This is a genomic window from Priestia endophytica DSM 13796 (genome assembly GCF_900115845.1).
Classification (GTDB): domain Bacteria; phylum Bacillota; class Bacilli; order Bacillales; family Bacillaceae_H; genus Bacillus_I; species Bacillus_I endophytica.
This window is the reverse complement of record NZ_FOXX01000010.1, coordinates 141,167-152,917: the sequence shown is the minus strand read 5'-3', so window position 1 is coordinate 152,917 and position 11,751 is coordinate 141,167. Positions and strand designations below refer to the sequence as shown.

Below are 11,751 nucleotides of genomic sequence, written 5' to 3'. Positions count from 1 at the left end.
TTAGGAGGAAAAAGATGTTTGGTGCAGATTTATATATTGCATTAGTACTTGGCGTTACGCTCAGTCTACTTTTCGCAGAAAAAACAGGAATTATTCCAGCAGGTCTTGTTGTACCAGGGTATTTAGCTCTTGTATTTGACCAACCAGTTTTTATATTAGTTGTTTTATTTATTAGTATTTTAACATATGTAATTGTAATGTATGGAATTGGGCGATTTACAATTCTTTATGGGAAGCGTAAATTTGCTGCAATGCTTATCGTTGGTATTTGTTTAAAGCTTATTTTTGACTACTTTTATCCTGTTATGCCATTTGAGATTCAAGAGTTCCGCGGAATTGGAATTATCGTTCCTGGTCTTATCGCGAACACAATCCAAAAACAAGGCATTCCGTTTACAGTTGGAAGTACACTCCTTTTAAGCGGACTAACGTTTGGAATTATGAACGTGTACTACTTTATTTAAGGTGTTGATCCCAAATGGATAAAAAAATAAAAAAGCTAAACTTCCAAGAAAAAATTCTAATCTTTATTAAAAAAACAAAACCAAAAAACGGTAAGTATGTAGCCATTTTAACACCGCTTATTATCATTGCACTTGTTTTGTCAGCTTGGTTAACACGTACAGAAGATACAAAGGCCGTTGCTGAACAAGCACAGTACAAAGCAAAGATGACCTTAGTTGGAGACTTAATGCTTGGGCGCTTCACAGAAAATATTGTGGATAAGCACGGGGCAGATTATTTATTTGAGCATGTGCAGCCTTATTTAAAAGACTCTGATTATATGACAGGAAACTTAGATGTTCCTATTCTAACAAAAGATGAAAGTCAGTATGAACCACTTGATAAAGATCTTCTACTTTCAACTGACAAGCGTTCTTTAAAATCGATAAAGAATGCGGGATTCAGCGTGTTGAATTTAGCAAACAACAACGCGATGAATTATGGGGAAAAAGGATTAAAAGATACGCTAGCATCACTTCAAGAAGAAGGCATTGATAGTGTTGGTGCAGGTGCAAATGAAAGCAGTGCTAAAAAAGTTTCGTACCAAGATGTAAATGGATTAAAAGTTGCAACACTTGGCTTCACAGATGTCCGCTCTGAAGGCACAGAAGCAAAGAAAAATAAAGCAGGTGTTGTCTACACAGATCCAGATGCACTTTTTAACGAAATTGAAAAAGCAAAAGATCCAAAACAAGGGAACGCTGACCTTGTTGTTGTAAATGTTCATTGGGGGCAAGAATATGACATGGAGCCAAGTCCACGTCAAGAAGCTTTAGCAAAAGCAATGGTTGATGCAGGAGCAGATATGATTGCAGGTCATCATCCACACGTTTTATCTTCCTTTGACGTTTACAAAGACAGCGTGATCTTTTATAGCTTAGGTAACTTTGTATCTGATCAAGGCTGGTCAAATACAAAAAATACCGCTCTTGCGCAATATAAACTAAAAGAAGATGGAACAGCGTACGTAGATGTTGTCCCACTTCGAATTGAAGAAGGAAGTCCGCGTCCTGTTGACAATTGGTGGTATAAGAAACAAATTTTCAACAGCTTAACAAAAGGCGTATCTAAAGGAGTTCTTTGGGAACAGAAAGACGATAAAATTCGCATATTCTTAAATCACAACAAAGTCATCGATAAAAACTAGGTTAGGAGGGGAGATATGAGTAAGAAAAACATTCTAAAAATCGTCATTGCTATCGTTCTCGTATCTTCACTATTTTTAGCTGGTCAAACGTTATGGAAAAGAACCATTGGTGCACAGGATTATGGCGTGAGCAGCTCAAATCCGATTGCTACGAAAGTTGGCATGAATGTGCTTAAGAATGGAGGAAACGCAGTTGACGCAGCCATTGCGATTTCATACACGCTAAATGTTGTAGAACCATACGGATCTGGAATTGGCGGCGGCGGTGGGATGCTCATTTCTCCTCCTGACAAAAAAGCAACGTTTCTTGACTACCGTGAAGAAGCTCCACAAAAGATTGATGGAGAGCGTGAAGGAAACTCAGGAGTACCTGGGTTTGTAGCAGGCATGGCGTACGCTCATGATAAATACGGTTCACTAAATATGAATGAGCTTTTAAATCCCGCTATTCATTATGCAAAAGAAGGGTTTAAGATAAATGAACCGCTCTCCTTTGCAATTCAAGAGCATGAAAAAAAGCTGGATAACAGAGAAGCATTTTATCCTGATGGAGGTCCTTTAAAGCAAGGGGACGTACTCAAGCAGCCTGAACTTGCTGAAACGCTCGAAAAAATTCGAGATGAAGGAGCTTCAGCCTTTTATAAAGGTTCTATTGCAGAGGACATTGAAGAAGAGGGTCATATTTCAACAAACGATTTACAAGATTATGAGGTGAAAGAGCGAGATCCTGTTGTAGGGAAATATGGGGAAAGCACAGTGATTTCAGCACCACCTCCATTTTCAGGAACAACACTTATTCAAATGCTCATGATGATGGATGATGCAAACCTTGCTTCTATTAAAAGTGATAGCTTGTTTACTCACTATATGGGACAGATTACAAAGGCAGCATACAAAGACCGAATTGAAAAGCTTGCAGATCCTGAGTTTGAAAATCAATATGCACAAGATTGGACAAGCTCTCAATATGTGAATCTCTTAAACCGACAGCTTAACTCCACTAATGCGGGAGAACAGTATGAGGTTGATAAAGAGCATGAAAGCACAACGCATTTTGTTGTCATGGACAAAGAGGGTACCGTTGTTTCAACAACAAATACGCTAAGCGACTTTTTCGGTTCTGGGGACTACACAAACGGCTTTTTCCTAAACAACCAGCTTCAAAACTTTGGTGATGGAGTAAATCGTATTGAATCAGGAAAAAGACCAAGAACATTTATGGCCCCAACAGTTGTGAAGACAGAAGAGGGGACAATTGGAATTGGTTCACCTGGTGGAGATCGAATTCCGCAAATGGTTGCTCAAGTACTCTATTATCATATGAGAGAAGGAAAGTCATGGAGCGATGCTGTAAAACATAAGCGATTCGCCTTTGATTCTATCACTCTTGAAGAAGAAAGTTCTCTAACGAAAAGAGAAAGCGCAGCTCTAAAATCTTATGGATATAAGCTTGGAAAAAGTGATAACCCAATGCACTTTGGCAGTGTGCAAGTTCTTCAGAAAGATGAAGACGGTCATATAATAGGAGAAGCTGATGCACGTCGAGGTGGGAATTGGGCTAAAAAATAAAGGGTAATAAAAGGAGAGAAAATCATGACTATTTTAAAAAGAACATTTGGTATTGTATTGCCGATCGCTATTGTTGCTGGACTTTTATTCACACTTGGAGAGTTTAAACATACAGAAACATTAACACCGCAAGAACAAGAACAGATTGACGTTCAACTTGCTAAATAAATGAAAAAGCTTAGCAGATAGCTAAGCTTTTTTTTGTGTAAGAAGATGTTTTAATTTGGTTTAATATTCTGGCACATGGTACGATAGAAAGAAAGAGTACAAAGGGTGACAAGGGATGGATGAAAAGTATGCGGTTGTTCAGAACGCTGAAGAGCTTTATCATCAAGGTAATGAAATAGGGGTATTAGTGCTCCATGGTTTTACAGGCACAACGCAAAGCGTGAAACCTGTATATAATGTGCTAAAGGATAAAGGATACACTGTATATGCCCCGCGTCTTAAAGGGCATGGGACGCATCATGAAGATATGGAAAAAAGCACGAAAGAAGACTGGCTTTCTTCTGCTCAAGAAGGATATGAAAAACTAACCGAAGCATGTGAACGTATATTTGTAACAGGCCTTTCGATGGGTGGGACGCTAGCCCTTCATTTAGGTACTCAATACCAAAATATCGCAGGCATTATTCCGATTAATCCCGCTATTGATATGCCTCATTTAAAACAGCAGAGCGAGACAGAGGCTCGCTTTTTAATCGGAATCGGGTCTGATATTAAGAAAGAAGGCGTACACGAACTTGCTTACGAAAAAACACCTGTTGCTTCAATAAGAGAGCTCACTGCATTAATGGAGAAAGTGAAGAACAAACTACATCAAGTGACATCGCCGCTTCTTTTGCTTTCTTCTAAAACGGACAATGTTGTTCCACCCCATAATAGCCAATATGTTTTCAGCAATGTTGAAAGCAAGCAAAAAGAAATGGTGACGCTTCCAAACAGCTTTCATGTTGCAACGCTTGATCATGATCAAGGCTTTTTATGCGAAAAAATCGTAAAGTTTATTAGTGAAAGATGTTAGCCTCTTTTTTTTAGAGGAAGAATTCGGTACAATAGAACGGACAAACTTAAAGGAGTGTACGTTCATGATTCATCAAAACTGGAAAGACCGTCCAACAATTAAAGAAATTAAATGTGTGCATACAAATGCAAGTAAATATATGGTTGAAAACGTACTGAGCGTAAATAAAACATATGAAGTAAAAAACGAAACAGAAGAGTTTTATTTCGTTGTTGACAACACAGGAAAAGTTGGCGGCTATTATAAGGAATATTTCGAAGAATAAGCATCTGCTTATTCTTTTCTTTTTACAGAAAAGCCAAGCGTTTTACGCTTGGCAATAGTGACTAAGAGCAAGAAGAGGGAAGATATAGTTATAGCTGTGATAGCGAATATAAAACTGTTCTGGTAAGCCAATTCCTGTTGGATATGTTTTTGCTTTATGAATATGCGGGGTTAAGAGAAACTTTACTCCGTTTTTAATTGTAACGTGTTCCTTTGGCAAACATGTTAAAAGAGCATCAAGCGCCCATGATGTTTGAGAAGGAGTACTAAATAAAAGAGGTACGTATTTCTTAACTTCAGAGCTTCGGCAAGATTCGCCCCAGCCTCCGTCTTGACGCTGATGTTTTTTAAGAAAGAGAACGCCTTTTTGGATATGAGGGTCATCAAGTGGTACACCAACAGCTCTCATACCTGTTAAAGCTGCCCATGTGCCGTAAATATAGCAAACTCCCCAACGTCCATACCATGAACCATCTTTCTCTTGCTGATCACAAAGCCACTTCACAGCTCGCTTTACGGCTGGATGTTTTTCTGTTAAACCAGCGAATTTTCCGAGAAACTGAAGCACTCGCCCTGTTAAATCCGATGTTGAAGGATCAATAATAGCATCTTCTGCATTTTTTAATGGAATATGAGTTAAGAGCTGAAAATCGACGTTTTTTTCAAATGCCGCCCAGCCTCCGTCTCTATTTTGCATGGACAAAAGCCAATCAACGCCTCTATTCCATGAGCTAAGATACCGATTATCGTGAACGCTTGGAGCGGTGATAGCTCTGAGTGCGGCAGACGTGTCATCAAGATCGGGGTTTATCGTATTGTTATGTGAAAACCCCCAGCCTCCAGGTGCTATGTGGGGATTGTGAACAGCCCAGTCGGCTACTTTTTTGTGCTGCTTATTTAATAGGTAGAAACTCGCTTTTTTTATCATTGGATCCTTGTAACTAACACCGCTTTCTTGAAGAGAATAAGAAAGCAATGCTGTATCCCATACGGTTGATGTTGAATTTTCAAGATGATCCATGCCGTCAATAGTTGTGACAAGCTTTTTTAGACCATTTACGGCATTGATAATAAGAGGAGACGTTTTTTCATACCCTAATGCTAGTAATCCATAAATCATAAAAAATGTAGCTGTTGCATAACTGTACAAGGTGCCATCATCTTCAATTCGGCTAATCATATATGATTCGGCTTTTTTATAGCCTGCTTGGTGCATGTAACTTGGTAAGTTGCGCAATCGTTTTAAATAAAAAAGCAGATCTTTAATAATGAAACGTTCATCTTCAACATTCCATTCTTCTTCAGTCTCTTCACGTTCGTAGAGAGAGTAGATGCTATGATTGCTCGGGATTGAAAACTTTTTGTTGGCTGCAATCATCATTGGTACAAAATGAATACGCGCATACGTGCTTAACGAAAAGAAATTAAGCGGAAAAGACGTTGGGATGTTCATAATGGTCATCGGTACATAAAAAAAGCGCGGCCATGGATATAAGCCGTTTGCACAAAGCATCCATTTCGTTAAAAAATGAGCTTTTTTCACACCACCGTTTTGCTGAATAAAGCGCTCTGCTCGTTTCATATGCGTTTCTTCTTTTGAAGAAGCTCCTGCTACAAGGAGAGCTGTATATGCTTGAATGGTTGCTGACAAATTGCCTTTTGGCTCGTCTTCATAATGTCGCCATGTACCGTCTTTATGCTGAAGGGAAAGAATCCGCTTAGAAAGTTTGGCAATTAAGGGCTCTTCCTCAACTCCAAGTGCTCTTAGTGTTAAAATCATATAGGCATCAGACATAACGCCTGTTTCAAAAGGGAAGTGCCATGAACCATTCTCTTGTTGAAGTTCGCGGAGCTCCTTGATAAGATGAGTTGTATGCTGTTTTGCTTGTTTAGTCCACACGTTATCTCGCCACCTTAAAAATGTCTTTATAACTTTATATTCAAAATTTTTTTTACTATGTAAACAACGTGGTGAAAAGAAACGATTGTGAACGATGAGGAACAATGTTTGAAAGCTTAAACATTGATCATAAGAAAAGAAACATATTTAATAAACAACCTCTAATGGGATAACCTAAAGAGAGAAATGTAGATGAGGAGTTATGCTAATGCAATGTGAATCAAGTCAAGATTTAAAAAACCTAGTTGATGAAGCTAGAATTTATACAAAAGAAGGACAAGTTGCTCAATACATACCAGCTTTAAGAGAAGCAGATCCAGATAAATTAGCTGTTGCCGTCTACTATCCAAATGGTAACTGTTATGCAGCGGGAGATGTTAAACATAAGATGACGCTACAAAGTATCTCTAAAGTCATTAGTTTAGCGCTAGCGTTAATGGATAGAGGAGAAGGTTTCGTATTTGACTATGTAGGGAAAGAGCCTACTGGTGACCCGTTTAATTCAGTTATTAAATTAGAAACGATTTCACCTTCTAAACCTCTAAATCCAATGATTAACGCAGGAGCTTTAGCTGTTACACATATGCTCATGGGGAGCAGCGTAGAGGAAAGATTCACTCGCCTTTTAGACTTTGTTAAAGAACTTACAGACAAGCCTACGATTACATATAATAAAGAAATTGCCCAATCTGAGTTTGAAACAGCTGAATTAAACAGAGCTCTCTGCTATTTCTTAAAACAGCATGGTGTAATTAATGAAGATGTTGAAGAGTTAATGGAGCTATATACAAAACAGTGCGCAATTGAAGTTGATTCTGTAGACTTAGCGCGAATTGGCTGCGTGTTTGCAATGAACGGCGTTGACCCAAGAACAGGGAAGCAAATCATTCCAGCTAATATCGCAAGAATATGTAAGACGTTTATGGTGACATGCGGGATGTATAATGCTTCTGGAGAGTTTGCGATTGATGTTGGGATTCCAGCGAAAAGCGGCGTATCCGGTGGTGTAATGGGAGCTGTGCCTAATCGCTGTGGAATTGGAATCTACGGTGCTGCACTAGATGATAAAGGGAACAGTGTAGCAGGTCTTAAGTTGTTAGAGATGATGTCTAGGAAATATGCGTTGAGTATGTTTTAAAAAAACTGCCGAGGAATTCGGCGGTTTTTTTTTATGAAAGGATAGGTCTTTATTCTTACAGTCTTTCTACTCTTTAGTTGAATAAGAAAGGGTTTTAAGGAAAATTGGCTCATGAACTGAGGTTTATTTATTGGTAGGGTAATGGAAGTAGAGGGAGTTTGCTACAGAAAAGGGTTACATTTATTATAAGTTCCATTTTTGTCCAAATGAAGAAAAGGACTTTTTATATAATAGTAAGCTATCAAATCTTGAAGTTACAAGTATACATATCTTTTTGCCCACTTTATTATCCTTTTTAGGTGAAAATACTCATGAATATAGGCCTCTCCTTTGTTAAAATTCGGAAGGTATAAATTTCATAATTTTATAATTTTTAACAGGAGGCAATTTTTATGAGCCGAACATTAGATGCATTGTACGAGAAACTAGATAAACTAAATAAACAAATTGAAGAATTACATAGATGTGTAAGAGAATATCACGTGCTGAGAGAAGATTCTGGGCTTATTTTCAATGTAACTAAGAATCTTGTTATAACAGGTACAGCTGAAACATATTGGCAAGGAAATAAACGAGGACAGTTTCTTCAAGAGTTTTCAAAAAGTCAGAGCCTAATGAGCTCTTTTGTAGAAACGGTCGGAACTCAAATCTTTCAAATTAATACAAGTATACGCTATTTAGAAGATAAGAAATCAGACCTTATAAAGCAGATTGAGGCTGAAATTCAAGAAGAACGAGAAGAAGCTATGGAAAAGGCGAACAAATAGGAGGGAAGTAATATGGCAGTTTTTAAGGTAGATACAGATGCGCTTTTAAACTTAAGTAAGAGTGTAAGCGATCAAAAACAGACAATTGAAGGATTATCTAAAAAGTATACAACGCTAACAAGTCATACAAATAAAATTATTGATAACGGTCCATATGCTATCCCGAATGCCGGAACTGTACAAAATACGAATGAGGCGATTAATACGGGGCACACCAATGTGGTAAAACACTACAGTCAAACTATCGAAAACATTTCTTCCATTGTTATTCAAGCTAAAATCGCTGATTTTCTTGCTACCTCATTTCCACCTTCGCTTGATAGTTTGAATCCACTTAAGGTTATGAAGGATTTTATTAGTGATAAGCTTGGATTTTTGTTTGATGGGAAGGGACAGACAAAGGAACAGAAGTTAATGGAGGAGACTTTTAAGACCATAACTCCTGAGGAGTATGGGAAGTTAGCAGAACTTTCTTATACTGTATACGATGGAGAAATAGAAAGTAAATTAAAAGATTATCATTTAAGTGATAAATTTGAAGTTATACGTATGAACGGAAAAGAAATTACTCACTATGGTAGTGGCTTAGAGGCAGTATCTTTCAAGAATATTCAAACGGGAGAGATTGTCGTAGCTTTTAGAGGGACTCAACCACCTAAAGTAGAAGGGAAAATGTTCTCTTCATGGGATAACTTCAACACAGGTGTTAAATATAATGGAGGATTCTTGGTGGACTTTCTTGAGGATAAGTCAGCAGTGGCGGGATGGGGGAGTCTAGGAACGTATGGCTCATTTATTCAAACCACTTCTAAACAATTACAGGATGGAAATGCATATGTAAAAAAACTACATTCAGTATATGGAAAAAACTTTGAAATTTCCTTTACAGGGCATTCCTTAGGAGGATTTGTAGCGACAGGGGTAGCTGATTCACAGAAAACAAAAGCAGTTACTTTTAACGCCCCACAATTTCGCGATGGTTCTAAGGCTGAGCTTTTAAAAAACAATAACCAGAAAGTTGTTAATTTTAAAACTGATGGAGATGCAGTTTCAAGGAAGTGGGAGAAGATACCCGGTATGAAAAATAGTCCTGGACTTACTGTTCATGTTCCAAATATAGGATCATCGAACGGACTTAACCCACATGGCATGGCGGATAATTTTCTTTTTGATGATGAAGGAAATATTCTAGTTAATGAAGGACAAGGCAACTTACCTAAAACAGAAACAATCGATTCATCTATTGTTTCTACAGATACAGCTAAGGAACTTCATGTGAAAGGGGAGAAAGACAGGGGGGGAGAAAGAGCTGAAGGGAAACATAATCTACTAATAGAAAAGGGTAAGGAAGAGGCTGTGAAGGATTTAGATAAGGCAATTGATGAATATAGCAAGCTATCAGACTACCATTCAATTAACGGCCAGGTTGGAGAACAATCAGAGGATTTTAATATAAAGAAAACGAAGGATGAATATAAAGAGTTAGAAGAGAAGCTTGAGAAGCAAATTAAGAAGTCTGAAGAAAAGATTAAAGATATAGAGGAAGAAACAGTGAAAAATATGAGAGAGGCTCAAGAAAAGTGGAAAATTTCTCCAGGTTTTGGTTCTCCGGATGTAGAGGCCCAGCATTTTGTATATGGAAAAGGGAGTAACTATGAAGAGAGACAGCAAAAGAGAATTGATAAACTTGAAAAGGAAATAGATAATTTACAATCAGAACTAAAAGAGGAATCAAAACTATTGGATTTCAAGGTAGAAAAAGGCTATGAAGGTAAAGACAGTCATATAATGGAAGGGCTTATTCATAGAAAAAATGATGTTAATAATTATTAATATTATAGAAAATTTGGAGATGGACTGTACATGAGGAAAATTAAATTAATTGTTTTTATTGGAATTATAGGATTACTTGTGATTGGAGGAGCTTGGATGTATTCTGCACATAAAGAGAATCAAGTAGCCAACATGATTGAAAAACAGTTAAAAGACCGAATGAATCGAGAGTTTCATGTGACAAACGTTGAGGAAATTTCTAATGGTGGAGGGGAATACTACTATATAACAGTAGAAATGGGAGGGGTTAAAAAACCTTTTAAAAAGGAAATGTTTAAAAGTGCTGCTGATAATTTGCCAAGATATGCAATTATTGATGAATTATGGACAAGACAATATGAAAAAGAAGTTCAAAAAATAGTCAAAGAGCATCCTCTTAATATTAAGAGAATTGAAAGTAATGTTGGTATAGTTCATGATCAGGACCCAAATGTGGATATTCAAAATTTACCAACTATTGAGGAAATAAGAAAACAATATGGTAAGAAGGTTATATATGATCAAATTACTTTATATACTAATTATCCATACCCTACAGATCCTGAATTGCAAGAGAAAGAAGATGAAAAGATTTTTAACCTTCTTAAAGATATGAAAGATAGAGATATGGATAACAATTTATCATTAAGTATTCAATATACAAAATATACACAAAGATATGAAATCCTAATTAATGACTATCAAAAAGATAAATATCATAGTCCTGAAGATATGAAAAAAGCCCGTTTAAAGACACAGGAAGAAGTTATAGAATCAAATGAAGAAGTCCAATCTTAGATGAGGAGAAAGTTAACAATAGAGATAAGCATAAGAGTCTAGAGCTACTCTCGAGATAGTAGTACGAAAAGAGAAAAACATATGAAGAAGTGGACTATAATTATGAGTATTCTGTTGCTGTGTACCGGAGCAACATGGGGAGTGCATACATATAACCAAAATAAAATATTAAAAGAAATAGAATCCCAACTCGAAGTCGAATTGACTGCCAATTCACCGTAACAGACATCCGTAGTTCTAAAGATGAATCAGGAAGTTATTATTATGTTACAGTGAAAATGGAAGGAGTTAAGTAGCCTTTTACTGTTCAATGTGAGAAAGAAGCAATTGGGAATTTATATGAGTATGAAGTGATCGAGGAATTGTGGGACAGACAGTATATCCAAGAAGTAAGTAGTATTTTAAAAACACATCCGTTTGAAGTGAAAAATGTAACGGGTACCATTGGAATTAATCGAAAAGATCCTATAGATATAAAACCGGTACCAAACATCCAAGAAGTTCGTAAAAAGTATGGTAAAGAAATAATGATTGATCATATTGATATTATGTTAAATGATGATTATCCATTAGATTCTAAACAGCAAGAGAAAGAGAATGAAAAAGTATTTAACTTTCTACAAGATTTACGAACTCACAATATGGGACATCATTTAGCTTTAGAAATTACTTATAAAAATAGCCAGCAAAGGTACCAAATATTCATTAATGAACGTCAAGGGAATAAATATCACCATCCTGAAGATATGAAAAAAGCCCTCATAAAAACGCAAAAACAAGTTGAGCAAACATACAGAAAGTAAATAGTAAAAAGGAAGAGAGGAACAT

General features: G+C 36.8%; 12 protein-coding genes. 11 read left to right on the top strand and 1 reads right to left on the bottom strand.

Translation table 11 applies throughout. The features are described 5' to 3' along the window. Positions 1-14: 14 nt before the first annotated feature. The 6 genes from pgsC to BM012_RS18055 all read left to right on the top strand — a co-directional run bounded on the left by pgsC (position 15) and on the right by BM012_RS18055 (position 4,509). Positions 15-464 (top strand): poly-gamma-glutamate biosynthesis protein PgsC, encoded by a 450-nt coding sequence (gene pgsC / locus BM012_RS18075; protein WP_061805971.1) that lies wholly within the window; start codon positions 15-17, stop codon positions 462-464. Between the two features lie 14 nt (positions 465-478). Further along, on the top strand, positions 479-1,651 hold the full coding sequence (locus tag BM012_RS18070) for a CapA family protein (RefSeq protein WP_061805972.1): 1,173 nt from the start codon (positions 479-481) through the stop codon (positions 1,649-1,651). Positions 1,652-1,666: 15 nt separating this feature from the next. Further along, positions 1,667-3,220 (top strand): gamma-glutamyltransferase family protein, encoded by a 1,554-nt coding sequence (locus BM012_RS18065; RefSeq protein WP_061805973.1) that lies wholly within the window; start codon positions 1,667-1,669, stop codon positions 3,218-3,220. A gap of 24 nt (positions 3,221-3,244) precedes the next feature. Continuing rightward, positions 3,245-3,388: a CapE family protein gene (locus BM012_RS26525; protein ID WP_019393397.1), complete on the top strand. Its 144-nt coding sequence runs from the start codon at positions 3,245-3,247 to the stop codon at positions 3,386-3,388. A gap of 115 nt (positions 3,389-3,503) precedes the next feature. Beyond that, positions 3,504-4,244, top strand: coding sequence for an alpha/beta hydrolase (locus BM012_RS18060; protein ID WP_061805974.1), 741 nt, complete (start codon positions 3,504-3,506; stop codon positions 4,242-4,244). Positions 4,245-4,308: 64 nt separating this feature from the next. Next, positions 4,309-4,509, top strand: a complete 201-nt coding sequence (locus BM012_RS18055) for a DUF6501 family protein (RefSeq protein ID WP_019393399.1) — start codon at positions 4,309-4,311, stop codon at positions 4,507-4,509. 42 nt (positions 4,510-4,551) lie between these two features. On the opposite strand, the gene shc is transcribed toward BM012_RS18055, so the two are convergent. Continuing rightward, positions 4,552-6,408 (bottom strand): squalene--hopene cyclase, encoded by a 1,857-nt coding sequence (gene shc / locus BM012_RS18050; RefSeq protein ID WP_061805975.1) that lies wholly within the window; start codon positions 6,406-6,408, stop codon positions 4,552-4,554. Positions 6,409-6,616: 208 nt separating this feature from the next. Here shc and glsA point away from each other — a divergent pair, with 208 nt between their 5' ends. The 5 genes from glsA (at position 6,617) to BM012_RS18025 (ending at position 11,726) form a co-directional block, all read left to right on the top strand. Next, positions 6,617-7,546 carry a glutaminase A gene (glsA, locus tag BM012_RS18045; protein WP_061805976.1) on the top strand — a complete coding sequence of 310 codons (930 nt, stop codon included), beginning with the start codon at positions 6,617-6,619 and terminating at the stop codon, positions 7,544-7,546. A 392-nt stretch (positions 7,547-7,938) separates the two neighbouring features. Beyond that, positions 7,939-8,313, top strand: coding sequence for a hypothetical protein (locus BM012_RS18040; RefSeq protein WP_061805977.1), 375 nt, complete (start codon positions 7,939-7,941; stop codon positions 8,311-8,313). Positions 8,314-8,325: 12 nt separating this feature from the next. Beyond that, the gene (locus BM012_RS18035) at positions 8,326-10,146 is read left to right on the top strand and encodes a lipase family protein (protein WP_061805978.1); all 1,821 of its coding nucleotides are present in this window, start codon (positions 8,326-8,328) and stop codon (positions 10,144-10,146) included. A 30-nt stretch (positions 10,147-10,176) separates the two neighbouring features. Next, positions 10,177-10,923: a hypothetical protein gene (locus tag BM012_RS18030; protein WP_061805979.1), complete on the top strand. Its 747-nt coding sequence runs from the start codon at positions 10,177-10,179 to the stop codon at positions 10,921-10,923. 350 nt (positions 10,924-11,273) lie between these two features. Then, entirely contained in the window at positions 11,274-11,726 is a 453-nt protein-coding gene (locus BM012_RS18025; RefSeq protein WP_139210375.1) for a hypothetical protein, read from the top strand. Positions 11,727-11,751: the final 25 nt, after the last annotated feature.